The 26,584-nt window shown below is 44.8% G+C and carries 26 protein-coding genes; 11 read left to right on the top strand and 15 right to left on the bottom strand.

The genetic code is table 11. The features are described 5' to 3' along the window. Positions 1-2 precede the first annotated feature (2 nt). The gene (locus WJR50_RS09125) at positions 3-869 is read right to left on the bottom strand and encodes a toxin-antitoxin system YwqK family antitoxin (RefSeq protein ID WP_341292951.1); all 867 of its coding nucleotides are present in this window, start codon (positions 867-869) and stop codon (positions 3-5) included. Positions 870-1,152: 283 nt separating this feature from the next. On the opposite strand from WJR50_RS09125, the gene WJR50_RS09120 reads away from it, so the two are divergent. The 3 genes from WJR50_RS09120 to WJR50_RS09110 all read left to right on the top strand — a co-directional run bounded on the left by WJR50_RS09120 (position 1,153) and on the right by WJR50_RS09110 (position 3,576). Beyond that, positions 1,153-1,506, top strand: a complete 354-nt coding sequence (locus tag WJR50_RS09120; RefSeq protein ID WP_341292950.1) for a hypothetical protein — start codon at positions 1,153-1,155, stop codon at positions 1,504-1,506. Positions 1,507-1,693: 187 nt separating this feature from the next. After that, entirely contained in the window at positions 1,694-2,296 is a 603-nt protein-coding gene (locus tag WJR50_RS09115) for a hypothetical protein (protein WP_341292949.1), read from the top strand. Positions 2,297-2,430: 134 nt separating this feature from the next. Then, entirely contained in the window at positions 2,431-3,576 is a 1,146-nt protein-coding gene (locus WJR50_RS09110; RefSeq protein ID WP_341292948.1) for a mannonate dehydratase, read from the top strand. Positions 3,577-3,720: 144 nt separating this feature from the next. On the opposite strand, the gene WJR50_RS09105 is transcribed toward WJR50_RS09110, so the two are convergent. Together WJR50_RS09105 and fdhD are read right to left on the bottom strand one after the other, a co-directional pair. Then, positions 3,721-6,018, bottom strand: coding sequence for an FdhF/YdeP family oxidoreductase (locus WJR50_RS09105; RefSeq protein WP_341292947.1), 2,298 nt, complete (start codon positions 6,016-6,018; stop codon positions 3,721-3,723). Between the two features lie 6 nt (positions 6,019-6,024). Continuing rightward, positions 6,025-6,888, bottom strand: coding sequence for a formate dehydrogenase accessory sulfurtransferase FdhD (gene fdhD, locus WJR50_RS09100; protein ID WP_341292946.1), 864 nt, complete (start codon positions 6,886-6,888; stop codon positions 6,025-6,027). Between the two features lie 141 nt (positions 6,889-7,029). Between fdhD and fdhA the strand changes: the two genes are divergently transcribed. The 3 genes from fdhA (at position 7,030) to WJR50_RS09085 (ending at position 10,913) form a co-directional block, all read left to right on the top strand. Beyond that, the gene (gene fdhA, locus WJR50_RS09095) at positions 7,030-8,217 is read left to right on the top strand and encodes a formaldehyde dehydrogenase, glutathione-independent (protein ID WP_341292945.1); all 1,188 of its coding nucleotides are present in this window, start codon (positions 7,030-7,032) and stop codon (positions 8,215-8,217) included. A 137-nt stretch (positions 8,218-8,354) separates the two neighbouring features. After that, positions 8,355-9,728: a BNR repeat-containing protein gene (locus tag WJR50_RS09090; protein WP_341292944.1), complete on the top strand. Its 1,374-nt coding sequence runs from the start codon at positions 8,355-8,357 to the stop codon at positions 9,726-9,728. Between the two features lie 114 nt (positions 9,729-9,842). Beyond that, positions 9,843-10,913 (top strand): M20/M25/M40 family metallo-hydrolase, encoded by a 1,071-nt coding sequence (locus WJR50_RS09085; protein WP_341292943.1) that lies wholly within the window; start codon positions 9,843-9,845, stop codon positions 10,911-10,913. 61 nt (positions 10,914-10,974) lie between these two features. Here WJR50_RS09085 and WJR50_RS09080 read toward each other — a convergent pair whose 3' ends face one another. Next, complete coding sequence (locus WJR50_RS09080; protein WP_341292942.1) at positions 10,975-11,508, bottom strand: dihydrofolate reductase family protein; 534 nt, start codon at positions 11,506-11,508, stop codon at positions 10,975-10,977. 210 nt (positions 11,509-11,718) lie between these two features. Here WJR50_RS09080 and WJR50_RS09075 point away from each other — a divergent pair, with 210 nt between their 5' ends. Together WJR50_RS09075 and WJR50_RS09070 are read left to right on the top strand one after the other, a co-directional pair. Beyond that, positions 11,719-12,498, top strand: coding sequence for a DUF4097 family beta strand repeat-containing protein (locus WJR50_RS09075; RefSeq protein ID WP_341292941.1), 780 nt, complete (start codon positions 11,719-11,721; stop codon positions 12,496-12,498). 2 nt (positions 12,499-12,500) lie between these two features. Further along, on the top strand, positions 12,501-13,211 hold the full coding sequence (locus WJR50_RS09070) for a DUF4097 family beta strand repeat-containing protein (RefSeq protein WP_341292940.1): 711 nt from the start codon (positions 12,501-12,503) through the stop codon (positions 13,209-13,211). Between the two features lie 65 nt (positions 13,212-13,276). Here the strand turns inward: WJR50_RS09070 and WJR50_RS09065 are convergent, their stop codons facing one another. The 4 genes from WJR50_RS09065 to WJR50_RS09050 all read right to left on the bottom strand — a co-directional run bounded on the left by WJR50_RS09065 (position 13,277) and on the right by WJR50_RS09050 (position 16,807). Further along, positions 13,277-14,185: a sterol desaturase family protein gene (locus tag WJR50_RS09065; protein ID WP_341292939.1), complete on the bottom strand. Its 909-nt coding sequence runs from the start codon at positions 14,183-14,185 to the stop codon at positions 13,277-13,279. 90 nt (positions 14,186-14,275) lie between these two features. Next, on the bottom strand, positions 14,276-14,719 hold the full coding sequence (locus tag WJR50_RS09060; protein WP_341292938.1) for a hypothetical protein: 444 nt from the start codon (positions 14,717-14,719) through the stop codon (positions 14,276-14,278). 189 nt (positions 14,720-14,908) lie between these two features. Further along, positions 14,909-15,427: a DinB family protein gene (locus tag WJR50_RS09055; protein ID WP_341292937.1), complete on the bottom strand. Its 519-nt coding sequence runs from the start codon at positions 15,425-15,427 to the stop codon at positions 14,909-14,911. A 90-nt stretch (positions 15,428-15,517) separates the two neighbouring features. Continuing rightward, positions 15,518-16,807 (bottom strand): APC family permease, encoded by a 1,290-nt coding sequence (locus WJR50_RS09050; protein WP_341292936.1) that lies wholly within the window; start codon positions 16,805-16,807, stop codon positions 15,518-15,520. Positions 16,808-16,978: 171 nt separating this feature from the next. Here WJR50_RS09050 and WJR50_RS09045 point away from each other — a divergent pair, with 171 nt between their 5' ends. Beyond that, complete coding sequence (locus WJR50_RS09045) at positions 16,979-18,076, top strand: helix-turn-helix domain-containing protein (protein ID WP_341292935.1); 1,098 nt, start codon at positions 16,979-16,981, stop codon at positions 18,074-18,076. A 204-nt stretch (positions 18,077-18,280) separates the two neighbouring features. Then, positions 18,281-20,227, top strand: coding sequence for a glycoside hydrolase family 2 protein (locus tag WJR50_RS09040; RefSeq protein ID WP_341292934.1), 1,947 nt, complete (start codon positions 18,281-18,283; stop codon positions 20,225-20,227). Between the two features lie 32 nt (positions 20,228-20,259). Here WJR50_RS09040 and WJR50_RS09035 read toward each other — a convergent pair whose 3' ends face one another. The 6 genes from WJR50_RS09035 to WJR50_RS09010 form a co-directional block, all read right to left on the bottom strand. Continuing rightward, complete coding sequence (locus tag WJR50_RS09035) at positions 20,260-20,904, bottom strand: hypothetical protein (RefSeq protein WP_341292933.1); 645 nt, start codon at positions 20,902-20,904, stop codon at positions 20,260-20,262. Next, a complete protein-coding gene (locus WJR50_RS09030; RefSeq protein ID WP_341292932.1) occupies positions 20,888-21,379 on the bottom strand; it encodes an RNA polymerase sigma factor in 492 nt (163 codons plus the stop codon). The genes WJR50_RS09035 and WJR50_RS09030 overlap by 17 nt, the downstream gene beginning before the upstream one ends. A gap of 166 nt (positions 21,380-21,545) precedes the next feature. Continuing rightward, positions 21,546-22,442: a TraB/GumN family protein gene (locus WJR50_RS09025; RefSeq protein ID WP_341292931.1), complete on the bottom strand. Its 897-nt coding sequence runs from the start codon at positions 22,440-22,442 to the stop codon at positions 21,546-21,548. 305 nt (positions 22,443-22,747) lie between these two features. Further along, on the bottom strand, positions 22,748-22,972 hold the full coding sequence (locus WJR50_RS09020; protein WP_341292930.1) for a hypothetical protein: 225 nt from the start codon (positions 22,970-22,972) through the stop codon (positions 22,748-22,750). Then, a complete protein-coding gene (locus WJR50_RS09015; protein ID WP_341292929.1) occupies positions 22,962-23,159 on the bottom strand; it encodes a hypothetical protein in 198 nt (65 codons plus the stop codon). Before WJR50_RS09015 ends, WJR50_RS09020 begins: the two co-directional genes overlap by 11 nt. Positions 23,160-23,505: 346 nt before the next feature. After that, on the bottom strand, positions 23,506-23,901 hold the full coding sequence (locus WJR50_RS09010; protein ID WP_341292928.1) for a hypothetical protein: 396 nt from the start codon (positions 23,899-23,901) through the stop codon (positions 23,506-23,508). A gap of 889 nt (positions 23,902-24,790) precedes the next feature. Here WJR50_RS09010 and WJR50_RS09005 point away from each other — a divergent pair. Beyond that, positions 24,791-25,429: a PQLLE family protein gene (locus WJR50_RS09005; RefSeq protein ID WP_341292927.1), complete on the top strand. Its 639-nt coding sequence runs from the start codon at positions 24,791-24,793 to the stop codon at positions 25,427-25,429. Between the two features lie 156 nt (positions 25,430-25,585). On the opposite strand, the gene WJR50_RS09000 is transcribed toward WJR50_RS09005, so the two are convergent. After that, entirely contained in the window at positions 25,586-26,551 is a 966-nt protein-coding gene (locus tag WJR50_RS09000; protein ID WP_341292926.1) for an NAD(P)-dependent alcohol dehydrogenase, read from the bottom strand. Positions 26,552-26,584: the final 33 nt, after the last annotated feature.

Raw genomic sequence — 26,584 nt, 5'->3', positions numbered from 1 at the left:
GCTTACTTTTTATCATGCTCATACACCACCTGTCCCTGTGGAGTCCACTCTTTGGTGGTGTAGGGAGATGTTTCATCAAAGGGGTCGTCGGGATATTTGATTTGCTTCTTGGGCAGTCGGTTTTTGTAGTCATAATACTCCGTCCAGAGACCTACCTTATGGTCCTGCTGATATTCGCCTTCTACTGCTATCTGGCCGCTTTCATGGAAATAGTAATAATAGCCTTCTTTTACGCCATACTCAATAGGAATCACTTCCTTCAACTTCTGCATTTCGTCTTTATCGTAGTAAGTGATCTCCGAGTCACGAGGCCAGCCTTTGGAATACTTTTCTTTATCCAGTAGTATAAATTCTTTATCGTAGCGGGTCCAGCGGCCGTGCTTGGTACCTTTATAAAAAATACCTTCTTCCAGCACTTCGCCCTCCTCTGTCATTTTCTGATAAGGACCGTGCAGTATTTGCGCTTTGTCTTTTTGTATGTTGCGTGTAGTGCGTATCTGATTGCGTTTGGTGTCATACCAATAAATATCACGCACATAAGGGTCCGGCTCTTCGTACTCTCTCAGATAATGAAAAAGCTCAATGATGACATCCTGACCATAACCAGCCTCCGCATAGCCCTTCTTGGTCTTGACATCATAATAAACGTTTCTTTTACGTTTTTTTTCCTTCTTCTCATTTTCTTCTTCTTGCTCCTCTTCTTCTTCCGCATCAAGATTGATAGTAAGCGGTACTTTGGTGGCAGGGTCCAGAATAAACTGTCCGGCGGTATCCAGAGGAGCAGGTTCTTCTACTGAAGTCTGGGCATACCCTTCGTGCACAAATATCATTATGCTTAAAAAGCTCAATAAGAATGAGAGTCGTGCCATATTTTGAGTTCACCTTTTGTTTGCTAACGGCGCAGCAAGCGGCAATAGTGTACTTGTGGTTAATTGTTTGTTTGCTAAATGCAATGAAGCCTCACTAAGTTCCGACATATTTCCAGAAATGACAAAAGTGATACTTTAAAGTCGGTACTTGTATAGCTACCGCATTACTTTTCTCAAATTTTGTACCGTAAACAATACCTTTTATCAAACAAATGAGGTACTTTTCTATTTATTTACGCAACAGGTTTGCATTATTAGCAGGGTCTCCCTTACTTTGAAAAGTATGTTTATACACCAATTAAATACTGTCAGGGCATTCCTAGCCAGAGGGCTTACGGCTCATCTGCTGCTCATGTATTTAATTTGGTTTCCATTACACCTGCAGGGTCACGAATCTCATATGGCTACTCATACTCCTCAGCAGGGTGAAAGCAACCTGCCGGATGATAGTGCATCCCTCAAGGATTTTTGCCGGGTTTGCGACTGGTGGACGCTGCAGGATGTAACCGAAGCGCTCTGGAAGGTTGACTATACTCCTTTTTCAGTAGAATATACTTATCAACTCGCTACTTATTTTATCCCTTATATAAAGGCTGCCGCTCAGCTAATTCCCCGAGCGCCTCCGGTCCTGGGATAATACCAACTTTCTTAGCCGAATTACCTTTCTGTTTGCTCATGATCATGGATTGAGAAGGAGCGCAGTAATTCAATTATACTGATATAGCTATTGCTTATCATTCCTTTTGGGATAAGTCAGCTAATACGGCTAAGAAGCAATGCTTTAATATTCTATTCCAATTTTTCTTACTAATCAATTTACACTTATGAAATGGATGACCTATGCAGCCTATGTGTTGCTTGTACCTGTATCTTTGCTATTTGTTGCCTGCGAAGATGATGATGTGCCACCTGCCGAAAATGAGGAAGAGGTGATCACTAATGTTACACTTACCTTTACACCTGAGGGGGGAGGCGATGTGGTGACTGCCACCTGGGTAGATGCTGATGGAGAAGGAAGTAATGATCCTGTGCTAACAGACATAGAACTGGCGGCTAATACCACTTACACAATGGAAATGACTTTGCTAAATGCCATTGATCCTGATGATACCGAAAGCATTACGGAAGAGGTGAGGGAAGAGGGTGACGAACATATGTTCTTTTTTAGCTGGACCGAAGGACTCTTCACTGACCCTAGTGGCGATGGTAATATTGGCAGTGATGAACGCGATGATCCGCTCAACTACGAAGATGAAGATGATGACGGCCAACCCATAGGGCTGGAGACACAGTGGACTACCGGAGATGCTGCAGATGGTACTTTTAGGGTTATTCTTGCGCATCAACCGGATATCAAGTCAGCTACCTCTACCTCTGAGGATGGTACTACCGATGTGGATATCACTTGGGATATTACGATTGAGTAAATGATCCATCGGGAGGTAGTGCTCTCACTACCTCCCTTTTTTTGCTTTATTGAACTGATAAAGTGTTAGCCTTCCTCCTGTTGCATCTCTTGGGCAAAAGGTGTTTCTTTATATACATACCTAAACCTATTGCCATGCACAACAACCGCAGAGCATTCATCAAAAAGAGCGCCTCAGTCGCTGCGCTTTCCATGAGCGGTATACACACTGCTTCAGCAGCACTACCCAATTCTTCTTCCAAAATCGCCAAAGAAAATACAGCCCTGGTACAGGACGCTGGCATGCAGATGTGCCTGGCCTACTTCTGGGGCATAGAACCTTATAAAGTTGAACTCGCCAAACAGATGAGGGTTTTGGGCGCGGTAGGTGGTATCAGTCCGCACATGGTTGGCATGAATGACAAGCCTAATTGGGAGTACAGCGTTATCAAAGCCGTAAAAGAGGCCTGGGAAAAAGAAGGCCTGCAACTGAGGGTGATTGAGGGACCTCCTTCTCTTTACGAAAAAACTAAACTGGGCCTGGAAGGTAGGGATGAGGAAATAGACAACTTCATCACCTTTATGAAAAACATTTCTCAGCTTGGCATAGACACGGTCTGTTACAACTGGATGCCGGTGGTCAGTTGGGCACGCACCACGATGGACCGTCCCAGCCGGGGAGGTGCTTTGGTCAGTGCTTTTGATATAGAAGACATCAAGGAAGAGCCGCTGACAGAATATGGTACGTTTACCCACGAAACCATGTGGCAGAATATGGAATACTTTCTCAAGGCAGTAGTGCCCGAAGCAGAGAAGCATGGCATCAAACTCGCACTTCACCCCGACGATCCTCCCATTGATATGATCAGAGGTATTCCCCGCATCATGACTTCGGTAGAGGCTTTCAAAAGATTGATAGAGATTGTCCCCAGCGACAGCAATGGTTTGACCTTCTGCCAGGGAAGCTTTGCCTCAATGGGCGGTGAAGGAGAAGGAGTAGACATTCCTGCCGCCATAGAATACTTTGGCAAAAGAGGCAAGATTCATTTTGTGCACTTCAGAGATGTGAGGGGTAATAAAAATAATTTTGAAGAGACCTTCCATGATGACGGTAAGACGGATATGTACCAGGCCATGCAGGCGTATTATGATGTAGGCTTCAAAGGACCTATACGCCCGGATCATGTGCCTACCATGGCCAGAGACAGCAATGAACATCCCGGCTACAGCACCATTGGCACTCTGTTCGCCATCGGCTACATCCGCGGACTAATGGAAGGTGTAAGCCACAGAAGCAGCTAAGCTTTTCGTTAAAGCATTCACTCACCCGGCTAGGCGCCTCCGACTCCTGCCGACCGGGTTGCCGGAGCAGTGAGCAATACCTTAAAGGCCTCCGTCTGTAAAGAGTAGCTGTTATGACTCTAAATTGCAAAGCCATTCTCAGCTTTACTCACTCTTCCTTATTCTGATCACTACCGATTTGGAAATAGGTTGATTGCTTTTGCGGGCCATACGGTTGTGAGGGACCAAAGTATTGGCTTCAGGAAAGTAGGTGGCTACACATTGTTTGGGAATACTGTAAGGCACTACTACAAAACGCTCAGCTGATCTTTCCACTCCATCATAATCGCTATATAAATTAACTTTATCTTCTTTTTTCAATCCCTGCTGTCGCATGTCTTCCTCATTCATCAGTACTACTCTGCGATCGTAGGCTATACCCCGGTAGCGGTCGTGCAGGCCGTAAATGGTGGTATTGTACTGGTCATGGCTGCGGATGGTCATCATCAGAAACTCACCTGCTGCCAGTTGGTGATCAGGATTCTCATTGATGGTAAATTTAGCTTTGCCGATATCCGTATTAAACTTACCTACCCTGGCTCCATTGGGCAAATAGAAGCCTCCGGAATTACGCACCCTGATATTATAAGCGTCAAATCCGTCTACGGTTTTTTCTATGGCATCACGGATATGATCATAATTGGAGACCATTTCATCCCAATCCACAGTAGTATCCTTTCCCAAAGTGGCTTTAGCCAATTCTGCTACGATCCTGGGTTCGCTGAGCAAATGCGGAGAAGCCGGATCTTTGCCACCTCTGGTCTGATGCACTACTCCGGTAGAGTTTTCTACCGACAAAAACTGAGGACCACTGGTCTGTACATCCAGTTCGGTACGTCCCAGGCAGGGCAGGATGAACGCGGTTTTGCCATGTACCAGATGACTTCGGTTGAGCTTGGTAGACACATGAACGGTCATTTCACATTGGCGTAATCCTTTGGCAGTATATTCCGTATCCGGTGTCGCGGAAAGGAAATTACCTCCCATTCCCATAAAGAACTTAGCCTTACCCTCAGCCATTGCCTCAATGGAGTGCATCACATCATAGCCATCTTTAGCGGGAGGATCAAAATTAAAAGCTTCTTTCAGCTTCCGACCAAATTCCGGCTTCAGCTTTTCCCAGATACCCATGGTACGATCGCCCTGCACATTGCTATGTCCTCTTACCGGACAGGTACCTGCTCCCGCCTTACCAATGCTTCCTTTGAGCAGCAGCAGGTTGACAATCTCCCTTACGTTATCCACACCGTTTTTATGCTGGGTCAGGCCCATCGCCCAGCAGATGATGATTTTTTTTCTGGAAGCCAGTAATTCAGCAGCCTCTTCAACCTTTTTCCTGGAAAGAGCAGTCTGACTGATCAGTTCATCAGTGTCATAGTTTTGCAAATCAGCCAGTAGCGCTTCGTATCCACTGGTATGGTTCTGGATAAAATCTCTGTCCAGCACTGTTCCGGGATGCTGGTTTTCTTTTTCCAGCAGGAGCTTCATAAGGGCTTTGAGTAAAGGCACATCCGCATTCAATCTTATCTGCAGAAAAATATCAGTAAGCGCAGTACCATTGCCTGCCATTTCCCAGGGATGCTGAGGATTTTTAAAGCTCATCAAGCCAGTCTCTGGTAATGGATTAACAGAGATGATTTTTGCTCCATTATGCTTAGCCTTCTGCAGGGCAGTGAGCATACGTGGATGGTTGGTGCCGGGGTTCTGCCCCATGATCATGATTACTTCTCCTTCATAAAAATCTTCTAAAGTCACCGAGCCTTTACCAATACCTACCGTTTCTGATAAACCCGTTCCACTGGATTCATGACACATGTTGGAACAGTCGGGAAGGTTATTGGTACCATACTGTCGTACAAAAAGCTGATACAAAAAAGCGGCTTCATTGCTGGTACGGCCGGAGGTATAAAAAATGGCTTCATCGGGAGAGGCAAACTGCTGTAGTTGCTTCCCTATCATTTGAAAAGCTTCCTGCCAGGAGACAGCTTCGTAGTGAGTGCCTCCTGCTCTGAGCATCATAGGTTCAGTCAGCCTCCCGCTTTTTCCTAACTCATAATCAGTCCAGCCAGACAATTCTTCAACTGAATGTGCTTTGAAAAAAGCAGGGTCACATTGATCAGTAGTAGCTTCTTCAGCTACTGCTTTGGCGCCGTTCTCGCAAAACTCTACCGGCGAACGTTTATCATCGGGATCGGGCCAGGCACAACCCGGACAATCGAAGCCATGAAACTGATTGATCCGGCTCATCAGCTTTGTTCCTTCTACCACACCTACTTCACTATACACATGTTTAGCAGAACTGAGAATGGCCGGAAGGCCGGCAGCAACCTTTTTGGGATGGGTCAACTTTATTTTGTGCTGCTCTTCCGCTTTTTCAGTAGATAGTTTTGATGACTTAGACATAATAGGTTAAAGTTGTACTTGCAGATTTTCTTTGATACTTAGTCTGTGGCTGTTGCTGTAGATGTTAAACTGCTGGTTACGGACAAAGCCCATTAAGGTAATACCATACTGTTGGGCAAGTTGCACCGCCAAACTGGAAGGCGCTCCTACCGCAGCGATCATGGAGATACCGCCCATCAGTGCTTTTTGTACCAGCTCAAAACTTACTCTGCCACTCAGCAGTAAAAAAGAACCCTTCAAAGGAATTTTGTTTGCTGCCAGCGAAGCGCCCAGCAGTTTATCCAGCGCATTATGTCTTCCTACATCTTCCCGCCACAATAGCAGTTCTCCATCCTTATTAAATAAACCAGCGGCATGCAAACCTCCGGTATAGTTAAACACCAGTTGCGCTTTACGAAGCTTTGCCGGAGCCTGATGAATTACTTTTTCTTCTACACTGAAATCATCCTTGGCAAGAGGAGTACAAAGCGTATCCAGTGCTTCTATGGAGGCTTTGCCACAAACCCCACAGCTTGAAGTCGTATAAAAGTTTCTTTGCAACTTCTGCAAATCCACCTGGGTATCGGGTGAGAGTTCTATTCTGACAATATTCTCTTCTGCTTCCTGCTGGTTTTCGCCCCGGCAATATCTGATACTTATTACTTCCTCATAATTTTGGATAATTCCTTCAGAAAACAAGAAGCCCAGTGCCAGTTCAAAATCATGGCCGGGCGTGCGCATGGTCACGGAGATACTGCTTTGCTTTCTTACCCTGAGAGGGCCATAGCCCAGGCGTATTTCCATAGGCTCTTCCACCGCCAGCAGGTCGTCCTGTTGGTATGCCACTTCACCTACTTTCAAAATCCTGGTATGTTGTACACTGTTGTTCATGGGTTCCTTCTACTTCATAGATTTGTTATACACAAACTTAGCATAAATACATCCTCTTTCTCAAAATTGGTAATTCCATAAAAACACTCTTTTTATACCATTCATTTTACTAAATTGTTAAACAACCTAAACAAAAAACTTATGGCAGACAACAGAGGAGTAGCTTACATTAAGCCCGGTAAGGTAGAAATCCAGAATATTGACTTTCCTAAACTAGCCCTGGGCAAACGAAAATGCGATCATGGAGTCATTCTGAAAATTGTTTCCACTAATATTTGCGGAAGTGACCAGCATATGGTAAGAGGGCGTACCACAGCACCGGCAGGTTTGGTACTCGGACACGAGATCACCGGGGAAGTCATTGAAGCAGGAAGGGATGTGGAGTTTATCAAGAAAGGAGAAATCGTTTCTGTTCCATTTAACATTGCCTGTGGCCGATGCAGAAATTGTAAGGAAGGAAAAACTGGCATTTGCCTCAATGTCAATCCCGCAAGACCGGGAGCAGCCTATGGCTATGTAGACATGGGAGGCTGGGTAGGCGGGCAGGCAGAATATGTGATGGTGCCTTATGCAGACTTTAACCTGCTCAAATTTCCTGATAAGGATCAGGCGATGGAGAAAATTCGCGATCTCACATTGTTGTCAGACATATTTCCTACGGGTTATCACGGAGCAGTCACCGCCGGAGTAGGACCTGGTTCTACCGTCTATGTAGCCGGAGCAGGCCCGGTAGGACTGGCCTGCGCTGCTTCATGCCATCTCCTAGGCGCAGCAGTTGTCATTGTAGGAGATATGATTCCCGAACGATTGGCTCAGGCTAAGAGCTTTGGCTGTGAAACCATAGACCTGAGAAAAGAAGCCACGTTGGAAGATCAGATCGCTCAAATCTTAGGCGTCAACGAGGTAGACTCGGCAGTGGACTGTGTGGGCTTTGAGGCCAAAGGGCACGGACACCATGCCCATGAGGAGCAACCGGCTACTGTACTCAATGCGGCCATGCAGGTTACCCGGGCAGGGGGAGCCATAGGTATTCCTGGTTTGTATGTCACCGGTGACCCAGGTGCGGCCACAGAAGCAGCCAAAGAAGGCAACTTAAACATCAGAATAGGCTTAGGATGGGCCAAATCTCACTCTTTCCATACCGGCCAGTGCCCGGTGATGCGCTACCACCGACAGTTGATGCAGGCTATTCTCTATGATAAGGTACAGATCGCAAAAGCCGTCAATGTGCAGACGATCACCTTAGACGAGGCACCAAAAGGATATCAGGATTTTGACAAAGGTGCTGCAACTAAATTTGTCATTGATCCTCATGGTATGTTGGTGTAAGCTTTTATTACGATGAAAATCCTTAGGGTATGATAAATGTTCATACCCTATTTTTTTGATATTTTACAAAATGTAAAATTGAACTGTCTATCGTTGGGCAGCGCTTAAATTACCAACTTCTAATTAGACTGAAACCTATGCCTACTTATCAAAAACGCATTACCTTTCTCTTATGCTCTCTTATCTCTGCACTTCTCCTATTATCCTGCAATACACCTACTACTATCACTGAAACAGCTCCGGCAACAAGGCAAATTGATTCACTATTCATTGATGAGGTGTGGTCAGGTCATCCGGTAGGCTTCGCCCTGCTTACTAAGCCTCCACATCAGTTTGTAGCCTATTATGATAGCAATCGGGTGATGACGGTAGCACAACGCCAGCTCGGAGAAAAGGTCTGGGAGAAGAAAAAACTGCCTGAAACCATTGGATGGGATTCACACAATTACATCTCCATGGCATTAGACAGTAAAGGCCATGTGCATGTGTCCGGCAATATGCACGTAGATAGCCTGGTCTATTTTCAGGCCAGCAAGCCCTACGACGCAGCCAGCCTTGAACGTAAAGAGCAACTCATTGGAAACCTGGAAAGCCGGGCTACTTACCCTAAGTTCTTTTCTTCAGCGGAAGGTGATCTTGTCTTTACTTATCGGGATGGAGGAAGTGGCAATGGCAACCAAATTTACAATCGCTACAATCCGGAAACACAAGCATGGAGCCGACTCCTGGATGAGCCGTTGGTAGATGGAAAAGGAGAAAGAAATGCTTACCTGCATGGCCCTGTACCTGGTCCGGATGGTTATTATCACCTCATCTGGGTTTGGCGGGAAACGCCCGATGCAGAAACCAATCATGATATTTCGTATGCCAGAAGCAAAAACCTGGCACATTGGGAGCAAAGTGATGGTTCGCCCCAGCCCTTACCCATTACACTGGAAAATTGCGAGATCATTGATCCGGTACCTGTTGAACAGGGCATGATCAATGGCAATACCAAGATTGGCTTTGATCAGAACGATCAGTTGGTAGTCACCTATCACAAATTTGGCCCTGAGGGCAACACCCAGGTTTTTAATGCCAGAAGAGAAGACGAAGGATGGAAAATCTATCAGGCTACAGACTGGGACTTCCGCTGGGATTTTGGAGGCAGAGGCTCGCTCAACAGCCGCGTAAGCGTTTTTCCTGTGGTGGTAGAACAGGGACAGCTTACCCAGCAGTATTGGATAGATACATTAGGGCTACAGAAATTCCTGTTGGATGAAGAAAATCTTTCCACAGTAAAAGCTCTACCCGTAGACAAAGGCTATCCTGAAGATCTGGAAAAGGTCCGTTCTACTTTTCCGGGGATGAGGGTCAATTTGGAAACAGAACAAACCGATGAAGGAGATATCTACACCCTGCGCTGGGAAACCCTGACCCGAAACCGTGATCTTCCGAGAGAAGGAGACCTGCCTGACGCCAGTCCACTTATGCTATATCATGTTTCCCAAGATGAAAATCAAACCTTTTAAGAAATGCATTGCATTCAGAAACTCTTAATCTCTTCTGCCTATTATTCTTTTCCTTATGTGTTTTGTAGCTTTGTCTGGCTAAACAGGCAATTACTTTTAAAATAAACCCATATTATGGATAAAGACAGTAAAGATTTTTTAGTAAAGTATTTGAATAATGCTTCTCCCACCGGTTTTGAGTCATCCGGTCAGCAATTGTGGCTGGATTATATGAAACCCTACATGGATAACTATTTTACCGATGTATATGGCTCTGCAGTAGCCGTAATTAATCCTAAGGCAAAGTATAAGGTAGTCATTGAAGCCCATGCTGACGAAATCAGCTGGTTTGTAAACTACATTACCGACGAAGGTTTTATTTATGTACGCCGCAACGGTGGCTCAGATCACCAGATTGCCCCCTCTATGAGAGTAAATATCCATACCAAAAAAGGTATTGTCAAAGGCGTATTCGGCTGGCCTGCCATTCATGTACGCGACAGCAATAAAGAAGAAGCTCCCTCTCTGAAAAATATTTTCATTGACTGTGGTTGCAGTTCTAAAGATGAGGTGCTGGCAAAGGGAATCCACGTAGGCTCAGTCATCACTTTCGAGGATGAATTTACGGAACTCAACGACCGCTACTATGTAGGCCGGGCTTTGGACAACCGCATCGGAGGGTTTATGATCGCCCAGGTAGCCAAGCAACTCAAAAAGAAGAAGAAGAAACTTCCTTTCGGATTGTATGTGGTCAATGCGGTACAGGAAGAAGTAGGGCTAAAAGGAGCACAGATGATTGCCCAGCGGATCAAACCGGACGTAGCCATCATTACCGATGTGTGCCACCATACGGCTTCGCCCATGTACGATAAAATTGTCAGTGGAGACCTGAAAGCAGGGCAAGGGCCAGTGCTTACCTACGGCCCTGCGGTACAGAATAATTTGTTGGATATGATCATTAATGTAGCCGAAAAGCAAAAGATTCCTTTCCAACGGGCTTCCGCTTCACGGGCTACGGGCACCGATACTGATGCGTTTGCCTATTCTAATGAAGGCGTTGCTTCAGCTCTCATTTCCTTGCCGCTGAAGTATATGCATACTACGGTAGAAATGGCCCATCAGGAAGATGTGGAAAATGTGATTGGTTTGATGTACGAGTTTCTGCTCCAACTCAAAGACAAGCACGATTTCAGGTATATTAAGTAAGCGTTTCTCAGGCTGAACTTTAATCCGTTAAGTCAACAGGCATAGTTACTGGCTTAGCGGGTTATTTCTTTCTTTTCTCATACCACAGTTGCACCAGCCCTGAAGGGAAAGTGATGCTTTTTGTCAGCTTTAAGTTTTGTTCAGACCTGCCATCTTTGAAAAGCCTTATGCCATTCCCTACCAGATGGGGAATGATGGAAATAATCATTTTGTCAATGAGCGCATCTTTCAGTAAGGCATATACCACTTCTCCGCCACCATCGCAGTAAATGTTTTTCCCTGGCTGCTGCTTAAGTTCAGCAATCAGTTCTTTGAGATCACCGCCAAAAAACTCCACATTTTCATCTCTACCTTTTTTCGTTCTGGATAAGACGATGCATCTCTTATCTTTATGTGGAAATTTAATGCCGAAGGACTGCACTTTATCGTAGGTTTTTCTGCCCCAGATCAGTGTATCAATTTCCTGCTGAAAAGCGGCATAGCCATAGTCTTCACCCGGCCATTCCACCACCGAAAGAAAGTCTAAGTTATCTTCATCCTTGGCAATATAGCCGTCCAGGCTCATGGCGATGTAGAGAATGAGTTGTCTGCTCATGGTATGATCAAAGTTAATTGAGTGATTGATGTAAAGTTAAAATCTTTGAAGCGCTAAGGCTTTAGAAGGACACTTTTCTGTAACTGAAAGTTGGATAGCCTGTACATAGACTACTTATTTTTTAGAGGCAGCGTAATGCTTTTCCCTCTGGCTCGTCTACTGGTTAAATGATAACAAAAACCATTAACCCTTATCAAAACAGCTATGAAAATGATGAAAAAACCTCTTCTACTCAGCCTATTGCTTTGTTCTCTCCTCAGCATTGGGCATGCCCAGGAATTTACTCAAGCCCTAAAGGCCGATCAATCAGTAAAAATCCTGCTCAACCGCAGCGACATCAAAGTGGAAGGCTATGATGGCAATGAAGTGAAAATTACTGCAACAGATTATGAAGCCCCGCCTGAAAGAGCCAAAGGACTTCGTCCACTCTACAATAATGCAGTAGATAATACCAATACCGGGCTATCTGTCACTGAAGAAGAGGGCACCTTGGTGATTCGCGAGGCCTCCGGTCAGGAAGGTGAATACAGCATACGTGTTCCGCAGAATGCTAAACTTAGCATCATGCAGCAGAACTGGAATGGTCAGGACATAGAGGTGCAGAACATGAAAAATGAGGTAGAGATCAAAAGTAACTCTGCCGATGTGCGTCTGATCAATGTGGATGGGCCGGTAATCGCCAACAGTACCAGCGGGGATATAGAAGTTGTATTTAGCGCTTTAAATCAGGCCGCAGCCAGTAAAATTTCTGCGATCAGCAGCGATGTGGAAGTTTCATTGCCCGCCAATAGTCCGGCAAATTTTAAGCTGAAATCTATCAGCGGTGAAATCTATACAGATTTTGACATGGAATTCAACCAAGATAGAGAAGGAAGCAATATGCGGAGACTGGGCGGTGGACATACCATTGAAGCCAGTACCAATGGAGGGGGCGCCGAACTGGGAATTGAAACCATCAGCAGCAATATTTACATCCGAAAAGCACAATAGCTATGCAATATAAAAGCTACCTAAAATACCTTTTGTCAGTGGTTTGTGTAGTGCTGGCATCCTCCTCTCTTTTTTCTCAAAAAATAGTAGAGCATAATCTGGAATACCGCCCCGGACAAAAAATCATGTTTGACCTTCCTTTCGGTGAAAGTATTATGCTTTCCGGCTGGGACAAAAATGAAGTAAGCCTGACTGCTACGGTAGATATCAATAATAATCGCCTCAATGACGCTTATCAGTTGGAGGTGCAGGAAGGCGAAACGCTGACTTTCACTGCTGATCTGGATGATGAAATCCTACAGAACGGGAAAGCAGAAGACTGCGGGGATGGACATTATTCTTACCAGAGCAATCGTAATGGAAAACAGATTGCGGTATGCGCGGAAATCAACTATGTCATCCATGTTCCCCGTTCAGCGATGCTACAAATGAAAACCATCAGCGCTGACATAGAAGCCAAAGGGCTGGAAGGAGATACCGAGATCAAATCTATCAGCGGATTCATTGACTTTAACTGGCAGGAAAGGCAGCAAGCGGAACTGGCACTCAAGTCTATCACCGGTGAACTGTATACTGATCTTGACTTTGATATCCTCAACCAAAAAGAAAATCCTCCGACAGTAGGCTATACCCTCAAAGGACAAATTGGCGATGGAGGAAAAAGGTTAGCTTTGGAAACCATCAGCAGCGATATTTATCTGCGTAAGCGTTAGAAGTTAAGGTTGGTGAAACACAAATTATACTAGTGGCTAAAGCTTATCTGGCTTTAACTCATTAATTACCGATCCTCAGTCTCATCTGAAGGCGGGCTTAGCGGAACTCTTTGAGGTACAGTGCCATCGGGAAGTTGCCATTTACCGGCTTCCTCCCAGGGCATTTTCATCAGCGCGCCTGCCTTCAGATGCTTTCTCACATAAGGTACGCCGATATTAATGGCCTCCTGTGGTATATCTATCTTAAAGGTGCGGTGCAGTTGATCCCAGAAAGTCAGAACAATGCAGTAATTGCTGTCGGTTTCCTGTCTGACGATGGAATGATGAATCCCGTGCATGCGAGGAGTGACAATTAGTCGGCTCAGCCCCCGGTCAAACTTTTCAGGCATGCGGGTATTGCTGTGGTGAAAATTATTGGCCAGCTCAAAAGCAATTTCATAAACGATAGTAGTGCGGGGACTCACTCCTCCCAAAGCAGCGCAAGCGGCACGATAAAAGACTGAAATCAGCATTTCACCGATATGAAACCGCAGTCCGGTAGACACATCCATATCCATATCGGCATGGTGTACCTGATGAAAACGCCACATGAAGCGGGAACGATGGTTCAGCCAATGCCAGCCATAATTGCTGTAATCCAGCAGCATAAAACCCAGTAAATTGGACAATACGGGAGGTAAAGGAAGCCACCTGAGTAAACCAAAATCTTTCTTTTGTGAAAATCTGGCGGCCTGCACAATGGCCGGTACCAAGGCCAGCCTAAGGCTAAGCGAAGCAAGAGGAACCAGTTGTATATTGGTCAGTAGGCGGGGAATCTGAGCTATTTTTCTCTTTCGCAAAGGATACTTTCTCTCCAGTACAAAAAGCGCAAGTACACTAAGCACTACTACAGGAGCACCTCTGAAATCGTATAATTTGCGAATAAGAACAGAAGTTGAGGGAGGAGTGGGCTTAGATTTTTTGAATAGCTTCATAAGGCAAGTATTCTGGTGCTAATGAGCATAGTTTCCTGCTTCTGATGCACCAACACCTGAAGCAGAAAAAAAAGTATTTGTTGCAAAACGCTAGCGGCGCTTACTGATCAGTTGAGCCACTGTACCTGCTGCCAGGCCACCCAGCAGATACCAGGCTACTGTCATCAGTTTGGTAGATTGATGGCGCTTGACCGCTTTTTTAGGTAATTTCATATAATCCGGTGCTTTGACTGCTCCCAAGCCGGCGCTCAACCCTAACAATAATCCTCTGATCCAGGCGGAGCGCCCTTTTCCCCAACCTACCAGGCTATAATAAAGCGCGTTGGAGACTACATCCGCCGCCAGGGTGATGGCATATTCTTTATTCCCCCGGGGCGCTTTTTTTCCCTGCTTATGAAAAGCGCGCCTTACCACTTCTCTACCCAATAAATCTACCCTTGGAGCAGTAGGAACAAGCCTGCGTACGCTCTCGTGCAAAACATTCAAAAAAGTGGCTCCCGCCACACCTGCCAGTAGTGATTTGCCTACATTCATATCAAACAAGTTTAAAAAATTAAAATAGATTCTTTTTCATCTAACAGATTCATAACCTATCATGTCGGAGAAAGTTAGTTTCCCTGTATAAAATAGTTAATGAGCTGCTACAAAGAATTGCTGCCAAGGATAGTGCAAAAAAAACTCCTCTGTCCAGGAGGAGTTTGAGATGAAATACACAAATTCATACTAACGCTCCCAGAAAAATGGAGGCGTAATGCCTAAAGCCCTCAGGTAAACATAGCCCTGCCCGCGGTGGTGGATTTCATTGTCAACGAAGTAGAAGAAGTTCCAGTAGATAGCCCCTTCGTACTGGCCGAAAGCCTTATCTACTTCCTGAAAACGATTTGCGGGAATTTGTGGCCATAAGCGGTTGATTTCGTCGGTAGCCTCGTCCCAGAGTTTAAGTAGATCTTCCTTGGTCTGAGGAGTATTTCTTTCAGCCTCCTCCATAAGATCCTCTATGTTTTCCCATTTTCTGGTCACAATTCCTCGCATACCGGGTCCGGCGATACCAATCATTTCCATAGCCAATGCCGCAAAAGGACGCATACCACCCACCGAGAAGTTAAAAAGTTCTTCTTCAGGGAAAGCTTCAATGACACGGCGGGTAAGGCGACGATGTCCCTGCCACTGCTCCAGTAAGGCTTCGGGAGTGATGACTACATTTGAAGTGATTTCTTTTGTCTGAACGCTACTGTTTTCCATGAGTTTGTATGTTTTATGGGTTTGAAAAATATTACCATACAAAGAAAAGCAGGGGTAGTGACAACCCTATGTCAGTAGCCTCAGTACAATTTAACTTTTATTTTTCTGAGCCGGTATCAGCCTGTAAATACCAAACAAAGCCATTCCTATCAGGGTGGTAATCAGCACATCCATAAACTCTTCTGCCTCAGCACTAGCCAGCAGCCAGATACAAGCGAGAATACCTACACCAGCAAAAAAATATCCATAAGAAAGCTTGAAAAAAGTGGCTCCTGCTTTTGCCTTCAGCCTAAACCTGATGAGTGCCACACACACTGTCAGCAGAATCATGATTTTACTAATGACACTGATAGATACTGCATAGATAAAGGAGCCGCTCAGTGAAGCAAAGAGAGAAATCGTTGAAAACACCAGCAACGAAAAAACAGGTGTACGAAATTTAGGATGAAGATAGGAAAAGAATTTAGGAAACTGCTTTTCCACACTCAAGGCATAAGGTACCCTTGAGCCTACCAGCATCACCGCATTTAAGGTTCCACTAATGGAGATTATCGCACCAATACTGATAAAAATCGCTCCTGCTGGCCCCATAAATATTTGGGCTGCGTCGGTCAAAGGTTTATCAGAAGTAGCCAGACCAGGTAAAGTACCGATACTTACCACTTGGATCAGGCCGTAAAAGATGGCGATAAAAGTGATGGCAGTGATGAGCGCAAAAGGAATACTTTTCTCCGGCTTTCTTACTTCACCTGTATTGACCAGTGTGGCTTCAAATCCGGTAAAGGCAAAAACTAAAATAAAAACTGCAGCAGAAAAGTCAGAAAAGCTGGGCAGGGGCTGTTCAGTGTTTACCGCTTCAGGCTGGATATAAAACAGTCCTACTACAATGAAAACAGCAAGCGGCAAAAGCTTGATTACCCCCAGGGCATTATTTAACTGTGTTGAGTTCTTTACGCCCAGGTAATTGACTAGCGTCAAAAAAGCCGTTACAAGTATAATGATACCAAATCTGTATGCGTTGCTCACCGCAAAGATTGGATAAAAATAACTCAGATAGGTAACCAGCAGATTGACCAGCGCCGCATAAGTAGCCAGACGGGTAATCAGGATCAGCCAGCCAATAATGAAGGCCGGCCATTTGCCAAAAGCATTAAGTGTATACAGATATGGTCCTCCGGTTTTCTCAAATCGGCTGGCCACCTCAGCAAAGCAAAGTACGAGGATGAAGATAATAAGGCCGCATACAAAAAGTGCCAGCACACTATAAATACCTGATAAGGCAAATATCTTGGAAGGCAGCCCAAATATGCCTGCGCCAATAATGTTATTGATCAGCAGCAGTACCAGGTCCCACCTCCTGATTTCTCGTTTTAGCTCCAATAGAACAGCTTTTTTATGTCATGAAACTACCGAAAAGAAGGCAGAATTACTGAATATATAGTTTTTTTGTTTATAGAAATACGCCCTTCTTTTTAGCATACGTAAAAGATTAATCGCATTATCTCGTATTTGGAGAGAATTAACTACCTTACTGAATGAAGCTTTTGCCCTATGTTATTCATCGGACTGGTACAATCTATATTTAGTGCAATAGTTTTTTTCCTGAGAAAGCCCAGGCACGCTTCCAATTTTATACTATCATTATGGTTCCTGATTTTCTCATTGTTCTTTCTGGGACTATTGCTTCCTGAGGGGCTTACCACTTATACTAAGGTAGGCTTCGTTCCTTTCTTCATGCTAACTGGTCCGGTTTTCTACTTTTATGTCCGTAGCCTTATCTACGTCCATTCTCAATTCAAGTGGATAGACTTAGTTCACCTAATTCCCTTTGTGTTGGTGAGTATTCTCAGGGTCATTTATCTACCTGAGTCCATGAGCCCTGAGCGTTATGCAGAAAGCGCCTTTAGCGCCTATCACCTGATTGCAGTACTTCTTTTTGGGGTTTCTTTCCTTGCTTACTGGGTGGCTACTTTGGTTTTGCTGTTCAGACATAACAAAAATATCCTCAACTTTTTTTCTACACGTTCAGGAAAACGTACGTTAAGCTGGGTATCTTCTATCATGCTGATCGCCTTGCTTAGCCATATCCTTTTCCTTGCCGCCCCTTTCCTGCTCCCTTACTTTACTTCTATCGCCCACATGAGTTTTTGGCTGCATCAGTTCAACATGGCTATGCTGAGCTATGTACTACTGGTATTTGGCCTGATGCAGCCTGTCATTTATGAACCTAACTTACGGTCCGATGAGTCTGTTACAGATGATTTACTCAACGAAAAGTATTACCGCTCCGGCCTCAGCAAAGAGATGATGCAGCAATACGCGCAAAGCATCACCGAATACCTGGAAGAAGAGAAGCCCTATACCAATCCAGAATACAGCTTACAAAGTATGATCAGGGACCTGAATCTCTCTCAGCAGAGCCTTTCGCAAACGATCAATGAGGCTTTAGGCAAGAATTTTTATCAGCTTATCAATGAGTACCGGGTACAAGAATTTCAGCGTTTGCTGCGAGAACCCAAATCAAGAAATTTCACCTTATTGGGTTTAGCCTACGAAGCAGGTTTCAATTCCAAATCTTCATTCAACCGAATTTTTAAGGAATCCACCGGGCAAACACCTTCTCAATACCAGCAGTCTTTGAATCTATGACAAATATAATGGATACGAACTTTGCCAAAGCTAATCTGACTTTGCATGCGGTACGCCCCCGATAGCTTTGATAAAGTTTTCAGCATATAAAAGGTCCTAACGATACCACTAGCACCTCTAAATAAGCCTCAATCATATCGTTGGGACGATTAAGAGTGTAGGAACAAGCATAATTGTAAGGTATAAACTGAATAACCTATGATTATGAAAAAAGTACCGTATTACTACGCAAGCCTATTACTAATCTTTATCATTTCAGGCTTACCCTCACTAAAAGCACAAGATATCTTTGCTACCCAGCAGATAGAAGATATTCCTACTGCTCCTATCATTGGTAATGTAGATGACCGTACCACCTATTCATTGGATGGCACCTGGAATGCTCTGATTGACCCCTCCGTTTTCTCTCTGAACGACAGGATGCATTATCTGGAGCGTAACTATAAACCACAGCCCAGCGAACTGGTTGAGGCTAACCTGGAAGACGGCTTGACCCTGCAGGTACCGGGCGACTGGAACACCCAGGATGACAGGCTCTTTTTCTACAATGGCAAAGTCTGGTACAAACGGGATTTCTTTGTAAAGAAGCAGGAATACAAACGCTATTATCTCTATTTCGGAGCGATCAACTACAAGGCACAAATCTATGTCAACGGGGAGCATGTAGCCAGCCATACCGGAGGCTATACTTCTTTTAACGCTGAAGTAACTGATAAACTTAAGGAAGGCGATAACCTGCTGGTCGTCAAAGTGAATAACACACTTAGTGCTGAAGATATCCCTACTACCAGTACCGACTGGATGAACTATGGCGGCATTACCCGTGAAGTGAAACTGGTAGAAGTCCCTGAAAGCTTCATTCAGAACTACAAAATCCAGCTTGCCCCTCAGCGCAGCAACCGTATTGAAGGTTGGGTTGCCCTTGAAGGTGTGGAGTCTGCTAGTGTAACGCTTGAAATTGATGAACTCAACATTCGCCAGTCTTTTCCAGTCAAAGAAGGCCGGGCACAGATCAGTGTAAACGCATCTCCCGAACTATGGTCGCCGGAGCGTCCTAAGCTCTACGATGTAGTGCTGACTACTCCTGAGGACACAGTGAGGGATCAGATCGGTTTCCGTACGCTGGAAGTAAAAGGCGATCAGGTACTTCTGAATGGTAATCCAGTCTTTCTGAAAGGCATCTCCCTCCACGAAGAAGCCATTGGCGCTAAGGGAAGAGCTTCCAGCTATGCTGAAGCCAAAGCACTGCTTTCCTATGCCAAGGAGCTCAACTGTAATTACGTCAGACTTGCCCATTATACGCATAATGAATATATGCTACAGGCAGCGGATGAAATGGGCTTACTGGTATGGGCGGAGATACCGGTATACTGGAGTGTGAAATTTGAAAGCCCGGAAGTGCTGGAAATGGCTAAAACCCGCATGAAAGAAATGATCCACCGTGATCAGAACCGTGCCAGTATCATATTCTGGAGCCTGGGCAACGAGACCCCCATGTCTGATGCCAGAAACAACTTCTTCAGAGCACTAAACGCACATGTAAGAAGCCTGGACCAAACCCGCCTGACTACTGCTGCGCTTATCTTTGGAGGAGAAGAGATACAGAAGATGGCCAAGGAATATTACTTCCCTACGATGGCCGGGCAGGAGTTTGACACCTGGGATATACATATTGAAGACCCTTTGGCAGCTATTGTGGATGTAGCAGCCATCAATCAGTATTTTGGCTGGTATTACTCCGGATTTCTGGCATCTGCAGCCAATCTGCCCGCCAAGCAGGGACGCCAGACCATGCTGGATAATATGCATAAAATCCGCTTTCACATTCCCGAAGGAAAACCCTTTGTCTTCAGTGAACTAGGTGCCGGTGCCAAACGTGGAAAAACCGCCAGCGAAGAGGATCTGGCAGTATTTACTGAAGAATATCAGGCATTGGTATATCGTAAGCAGATTGAGATGATCAAGCAACAGCAGAGCTTAGTGGGCATGTCACCCTGGATACTGAAAGACTTCCGCTCCACCATGCGCCTTTATCAGGGTGTTCAGGATTACTGGAACCGTAAGGGACTGATTACTGACAATGGGGAGCGCAAAAAAGCTTTTTTTGTGTTGCAGGATTTCTATGCGCAACAGCGTCCTATGGCACAGTAAAGTTTGTAAGAGAAAACTAAGGGCATGAATTATCATGCCCTTAATTCCTCCATATCTGCGATGATCTCTTCCAGCTTTTTGAATACATTTCCATACACAATATTCACATCCCACCTGTAGATTCTTTCGCCAAATAAACCCATGATAGTAGCCACTGCAAGTACCCCCACTAACCACCAAACTGGGACGCCCCCTATCAGATTGATGCCGGGAAAATATTTGTGGATTACTTCACCCAGCACAGCTTCGTTGTTGTTGGAAAACCATATGGTAGCCATTGCCGCCAGGAAAATCAGGGGGTAAAAGAAGCGCATGATTCTGGCATTATTAGAGAGACCGGCTTTCAGCCAGTGATTAAAGGCTACAAGATATTGGTAGCTGCTACTGCTTCTATCTATATTCTGTAATTTCTTCATCTGCATATGGGCATACCATGCAAAGACATTAAGCAGCACAAAGATAAAGACACCGATATAAGGAATGCCCATCAAATACCAGCCTACCAATACTACAAAGGCAAATACAACGATTGCAATTACGTTGATATGCATCATACGTTTGATCTTCTCAATAATATCCTGAGATTTCTGATTGTACAGATCATTGAGGCGGGGAGCCACTAGGGCGTCACTTTTCAGGAAGCCTTCTTTCCAGATTGATTCAATTGATTTTTCCATCTAACAGTTTTTTTAAACGTTCTTTAATTCTTGTAATGCGTACCCCAATGTTATTGGGGTTGGTACCCATAATGTCAGCGATCTCCTGGTATGATTTCTCCTCCAGATAAAGCAGAATTACCGCCCGGTCTACTTCTGCGAGCTGCCGGATAGCGGTATACAGATAATTGAGTGACTCATCGGCAAAGGCACGGCTATCTTCCACTGCTATATCCGGTAAGGCATCAGAGGCGAAATGCTGCCCGTTATTTTTCTTCTTCTTAAGCAGGGTCAGGCAGACGTTGAGCGAGAGGCGGTATATCCAGGTAGACCATTCCGACTCCTGCCGAAAGCTTTCCCGGCTTCTCCAGATCTGCAGGCATACCTCCTGATAGTAATCTTCAAAGTCCTCCTGCGTATTGGTATAGGCCCGGCATATCTTGATGATAATACCGGCATAAGGAAGAATGGATGAAGTATAGAAATCGCTGCTCACTACTTTTTTTCTTGTTTAGTGGCTGAAACCTCAAATCATTACAGGATAGTGAATATTTTTTTTAAGGGAAGTTCGGATTAATCGGTAAGTATGGTTCCATGCCGGGTCTCGCCCGAGCGTTCCCGTTGCATTCAAACGCGTGGGAGGTGGGATAAAATAAGGAATCTTAATTCACCGGAATGGGCTGTACGGTATATCCAAGCTGCTTCAACTGATTGATTAAACCACACTCAAACATGAGATGACTAAAGCCCACTGCAATAAAACAGCTTCCGGCCTGGAGTTGCCTGTCAATCTCAAGCATCCATTTGTCATTTCTCTCGGTGAGTATCAGGGTATTCTGACAGGGCTGATCCAGTTGTAAATCAAATTCCATGTCCTTGTACCAGTCTGCCTGGGAGCAAGCGCTGCGGTCTTGCTGGCGGATACGTTCAATCACGCCTTCAAGCCGCCTTTTATGTACTTTTCTGGGCATGCCTTCCACATCTTTGGCAATCAGGGCTAGTTGTTCTTCTATAGTTTCCAGGCCTATAAGCTGTAGACCCTGCTGCCTGCCCAACGCACCAATATAGCCATCCAGTGTCAGCACAGAATCTCCGAGGGCTTTGGCCTGGCATATCCTTTCATTGTAAAATCTGCTCAGAATCATATGCAGTTCTGTAGGCGTTACTTTATTTAGATCTACTTCACTTTTGGAGAAGATACTGTCCACAAAAGGAAGATCTCTTTTATGCAGATACTTTGTCCAGTCTGTAGTGGCAGTACGCCGGTTAATGATATCTTCGGCCAGGTGACCGGGAATATCCAGGTTTTCTTTGATGAGGATTTGAGAAGATAAGAGGGCCTGATGAGCGTTTTGCAGGGAATCAAAAAAGGTATTGCCAAAGGCATGATGCGTGCCAAATAGATAAGACACATTGTCTATCTCATCAGAGCGCACCTCAAACAGCACCGTACTCACCTTATCTAGGCTACCCGATACAGGAGGAGACATAGCCACTGAGCCGAAGGCTGAGGTACAAGTCCACAAAAGGACAAAGAGGAGTTTGGCGTAAGTTTTCATCTTAGGGTGAGTTGTATAGCTTATCCGGCTAGTAATGAGGTCAATACCGGACTGTCTTGTATTCCATTTGCTTTAAGATAAAACTATTTTCTGTGTTTTCCTTTCTCTGGGGGTAATACTGGGGAAGGGGAAAGGAAGGCATACGTTTTCGCTGCGCTCAAATGTGTGTAAGATAGGATGTATACTTTATTAATTGATATCTTTTATCATCTCCTTCAAAGTCTTGTTATCTATGCTTTCCATCTCTGATTTATCATAAATTGTCAGCAGATAAATTTCCTCTTCCTCAGTAATCAAATAAGTAATCACGCGTAGCCCCCCACGCGGTGGGCGCCACTCTTACCTTTCCCTTTACTTTTAACTGCCACTCTTACTTTATAAGCATTTTGTCCCAGACTTTGCCCCTGTGTAGGGTTCATTATCAAGTCCCGCTCAAATGCCTGCAGCTCAGTAGATAATGAACTGTATTTCTTAAGCAGTTTTTTAGCTTGTCTCTTGAATCGTGGCGTAGGAATTACCTTATAATTCATTCAGAAAGTCTGATAAAGATTGTTTGGGAATTTTACCAGCTCTCATCTGTTTAACTTCTTCAAAGGCTGCTGTCAAATCTTCTTTCACTTTTAAAGCTTGTTCATATTTCTTTATTTTCTTTTCAAGCTTTTCCCAATCTTCAATGGGAATCTGAACTGCTGTCAGATTGCCTTCCTGATCGTTCAAATATTGCAATTGTACTTTCATATCCTGGTATACGATTTTTTAATCTTTCCTGATACTTGAACATAGTGGGTGGAGCCTATCCTTATCCCCTCTTATTTCAATAGATTGCTGATCGTTTATTGGGCAAATATACGTCCACTTAGTCAGAGTAATGAGGTGCTTTCGTTGTAATACACTCCCCCCTCAGGGTCACCTGCAAGTGGCCGCCGGAGTGGCAACTCCCGTTGCGGCAACTCTGAGCACCTTGCACTACCTCCCATTTAGTAGCTCAATGCCCTCTGCGCAAATTCCATAGAGGATGACACTGAGGGGGAGCAGTAGCTGTTCCAGTAACGTCTCTGTCAATCTAGCCAATTGCTTTATAGTGTGTGATGTAATCATTTTCCCTATCCTGCTCGTAATAGGACGTACTTGAATGGGGATAATCTACAAAGTCTTCTACCAAGCTCCATTTACCACTGACAGGATTGCGATGAATATAATCCATTTTTTGCTCAATCATCTCCACACTCAAGCATTTTCTGGCGTCAAATGACAACCTGAATACCTGATGTTTCTTACCTTTCTTCTTTTCATTGGCTTGTACTCCCGCTGCCAGGTGTTGCAGTAAAGAATGCTGTTCTAACTTCTTTAGTTGGTTTACAATAGTATAAGCCATAAACCTCTTGCCTTCACTAACCAGGTGATTGAGAGACTTCTCCGTATGGGTAGGATATAAAAGACAATGTGAGTGATTAGGCATAATTACATACGCCAAGATATGGCAATTGTCTTTCTTTAAGTATTCAAACCATTTGTATACTGCTGCATAGGCTTGGGCTTGCTCAAAAAGGGGTAGCCATTGATAGCAGGTGATTGTACAAAAGTAAACCTCATGGCGCTCAGTATGTAATCGGTGGGTTGACAAATTATTGTACTTTAGAAACTGCGATACTGCTAAGATTCTATGCTTTTATGTCTTTTCACCCTCAGAATTGCTTCCTCCTCGGAGTCACTCGCAGAGGACACTGAGATTCCTAAGCAGGAATGTGCAAAAAATTTAAGAGTCACCTGCAAGAGACTCTGAGGAGGGCAAAAGGATATTGATGTATACTTTTAAATGATCTAATATAAAAAAGCATGAGTTGCTCCTAAGTATATAAAATTTTATCAACATTTATTCACAAGTACCACTTACAAATCGTCTATTTGCCCACCTTACCCTCACAAACTCCCCAGCCCAAACCCTTTACCATCCCTATCCACCCTATGCCAGCCCGGGCTGGAGTAACTGTCCCCAATGGGGATGCTTATGAAATGATGGAATGAATGACCTTCCCCGGGAGGGATGGTTACAAAAGACCGTTCGTTTGTATCTATCCCTAATAGGGATGAGAGTTCCAGACTGTCATTTTGTTGCTGTCCCTATGAGGGAAGGTAATAAAGTCCGGCCTTTTATTCATTTCCCTCGTCGGGATATATCCTCCAGTCCATTCTTTTGTGATCTACCCCTGCTTCTATAACCATAAAAAAGCATCATCTGTATAGTAATCTCTGCTTCATTTGCCAAACTTACTTGTGTAGGTTTACTTATACTCAGTATAGCTACCACCTCCTAATTCTCTTTTAATTTTATCATAAAAAAAGTGCATATGAGAAAGAGTATTTATGATGAGTTGGAAAGCAACCGCCAGATTGTAGCGGGTGCATTGGCCAGTCCTGAGATCATCAGGCTGCTGTCTCCTTTGGGCTACGACCGTAAGGAAATCAACTTTGGCAATGGCCTGCTGACTAAGTTCGCGAACCAGCAGGATGAGCGGGAGCATGAGGAGAACCTCCAGAAGGAGAGCACGCAAAAGTTACATGAAGCCTATAAAGCAGTGAATACTCGCTATATGGGTCACCTGAAGCTTGCCCGCATGCTTTTCACACCCCAAAGCCAGGCCTGGAATGACATGAAACTGGGCGGCAAACGCAGTCAGAATATGACTGGCTGGCTGGTGCAGGTCAAAGCTTTTTATAAGTACGCTATTCCTCTGGCCGACACTTTCGCCCAGCGGGGTATCACTGCCGAAGAACTGGCGCAGACCGAAGCAATGATAGAGGCGGTAGCTGAGGCCCGTATACAGCAAAACCAGAGCAAAAGCCGCAAGCAGGTGGCCAAAGAGCGTCGCGACCGGGAGCGGAAAGAGATGCAGCAGTGGATGAGTAAGTTTATCAAAGCTGCCCGCTATGCTTTTGACGAAGATAAGCAGCAACTGGAAGCTTTAGGCATCGTGGTGCCTTCTTAGGGAATTGGATTGCTACTTTCTCAGAGTCCCCGTAACGAGAGTCGCCACTCCGGCGGCCGCTTACTACTTCCTCAGAGTTACCTGAAAGGAACTCTGAGAAGGTAGATTATTTACTCAGGAGACATGATTGTCACGCGATGCAATCGCGCGCCAGACCTAGTGCATCTTAAGCAATACATTGCCTATTTTCTGCCCTGAGTCCACATAGGTAAAGGCTTCCCGGATTTCTTCAAGCGTAAATGTTCTCTTATCTATCAGAGGGGTAAACTTTCCTTCCTCTATAAGCTTACTGACGAATTCCATGCTTTTTTCAATACTTATGGGAAAGGGGAAAACCACTTTCTTACCTCTGCCTAGTGGGGTAATGATGGGCAAAAACATATTCTGATTGTTGGGGCCCAGCTCAGATGATATGTATATGCCTTTCTTCTTTAACAGGGGCTTACATTTGAAGAAGGTACTTTTGCCGACCGCATCCATCACATAATCGTATTGCTCGGTATCCTGCGTAAAATCTTCCCGAGTATAGTCTATTACTTTATCCGCACCTAAGGCTTTTACTGTCTCAAAGTGAACAGATCTGCATACCGCCGTCACATATATGTCATGATACTTTAATAACTGAAGCAGTGCTGATCCGATAGCGCCAGTCGCTCCATTGACTACCGCCTTTTGCCCTGCCTGCAGCTTCACTTTATTGATAAAATTGTAGGCATAATGCGCCCCTTCCACACTTGCCGCTGCCTGCGCATAAGTGAACCCTGGGGGCAGAGGTAAGATCGCCAGCTTTTCAGCTATCGTCATATACTCCGCGTGGGAGGATATGCCCTGGTCATTGAACCCCCATACCTTATCCCCAATCTTGAAGCGGCTCACTTTGTCTCCTACTGCTTCTACCTCACCCGCGAAATCAGTTCCGGTAACAGGAAGCTTGGGTTTGAACAAACCTGTGATAAAGCGTAGCACAAAGGGTCGTGCCCCCAAAATACCACAGTCGGTTCGGTTTACGGTAGTGGCATGCACCCGGATCAGAAGTTCGTTTTTTTTCGGAACAGGCTTTTCTATTTCTCTCAAGCTCAATACCTCAGGTAGGCCGTATTCCACATGATAGGCTGCTTTCATTTTTTGAGTACTGCTAGCGATTTGGATATATAA

Source organism: Catalinimonas locisalis (genome assembly GCF_038039535.1).
Classification (GTDB): Bacteria; Bacteroidota; Bacteroidia; order Cytophagales; family Cyclobacteriaceae; genus Catalinimonas.
This window is presented reverse-complemented; position numbering and strand designations above follow the sequence as displayed.

Bases quoted from the DNA above. Each gene is read 5' to 3' on its own strand.
- WJR50_RS09125 (WP_341292951.1), bottom strand. From the start codon at position 869: ATGGCACGACTCTCATTCTTATTGAGCTTTTTAAGCATAATGATATTT.
- WJR50_RS09120 (WP_341292950.1), top strand. From the start codon at position 1,153: ATGTTTATACACCAATTAAATACTGTCAGGGCATTCCTAGCCAGAGGG.
- WJR50_RS09115 (WP_341292949.1), top strand. From the start codon at position 1,694: ATGAAATGGATGACCTATGCAGCCTATGTGTTGCTTGTACCTGTATCT.
- WJR50_RS09110 (WP_341292948.1), top strand. From the start codon at position 2,431: ATGCACAACAACCGCAGAGCATTCATCAAAAAGAGCGCCTCAGTCGCT.
- WJR50_RS09105 (WP_341292947.1), bottom strand. From the start codon at position 6,018: ATGTCTAAGTCATCAAAACTATCTACTGAAAAAGCGGAAGAGCAGCAC.
- fdhD (WP_341292946.1), bottom strand. From the start codon at position 6,888: ATGAACAACAGTGTACAACATACCAGGATTTTGAAAGTAGGTGAAGTG.
- fdhA (WP_341292945.1), top strand. From the start codon at position 7,030: ATGGCAGACAACAGAGGAGTAGCTTACATTAAGCCCGGTAAGGTAGAA.
- WJR50_RS09090 (WP_341292944.1), top strand. From the start codon at position 8,355: ATGCCTACTTATCAAAAACGCATTACCTTTCTCTTATGCTCTCTTATC.
- WJR50_RS09085 (WP_341292943.1), top strand. From the start codon at position 9,843: ATGGATAAAGACAGTAAAGATTTTTTAGTAAAGTATTTGAATAATGCT.
- WJR50_RS09080 (WP_341292942.1), bottom strand. From the start codon at position 11,508: ATGAGCAGACAACTCATTCTCTACATCGCCATGAGCCTGGACGGCTAT.
- WJR50_RS09075 (WP_341292941.1), top strand. From the start codon at position 11,719: ATGATGAAAAAACCTCTTCTACTCAGCCTATTGCTTTGTTCTCTCCTC.
- WJR50_RS09070 (WP_341292940.1), top strand. From the start codon at position 12,501: ATGCAATATAAAAGCTACCTAAAATACCTTTTGTCAGTGGTTTGTGTA.
- WJR50_RS09065 (WP_341292939.1), bottom strand. From the start codon at position 14,185: ATGAAGCTATTCAAAAAATCTAAGCCCACTCCTCCCTCAACTTCTGTT.
- WJR50_RS09060 (WP_341292938.1), bottom strand. From the start codon at position 14,719: ATGAATGTAGGCAAATCACTACTGGCAGGTGTGGCGGGAGCCACTTTT.
- WJR50_RS09055 (WP_341292937.1), bottom strand. From the start codon at position 15,427: ATGGAAAACAGTAGCGTTCAGACAAAAGAAATCACTTCAAATGTAGTC.
- WJR50_RS09045 (WP_341292935.1), top strand. From the start codon at position 16,979: ATGTTATTCATCGGACTGGTACAATCTATATTTAGTGCAATAGTTTTT.
- WJR50_RS09040 (WP_341292934.1), top strand. From the start codon at position 18,281: ATGAAAAAAGTACCGTATTACTACGCAAGCCTATTACTAATCTTTATC.
- WJR50_RS09035 (WP_341292933.1), bottom strand. From the start codon at position 20,904: ATGGAAAAATCAATTGAATCAATCTGGAAAGAAGGCTTCCTGAAAAGT.
- WJR50_RS09025 (WP_341292931.1), bottom strand. From the start codon at position 22,442: ATGAAAACTTACGCCAAACTCCTCTTTGTCCTTTTGTGGACTTGTACC.
- WJR50_RS09020 (WP_341292930.1), bottom strand. From the start codon at position 22,972: ATGAATTATAAGGTAATTCCTACGCCACGATTCAAGAGACAAGCTAAA.
- WJR50_RS09010 (WP_341292928.1), bottom strand. From the start codon at position 23,901: ATGCCTAATCACTCACATTGTCTTTTATATCCTACCCATACGGAGAAG.
- WJR50_RS09005 (WP_341292927.1), top strand. From the start codon at position 24,791: ATGAGAAAGAGTATTTATGATGAGTTGGAAAGCAACCGCCAGATTGTA.
- WJR50_RS09000 (WP_341292926.1), bottom strand. From the start codon at position 26,551: ATGAAAGCAGCCTATCATGTGGAATACGGCCTACCTGAGGTATTGAGC.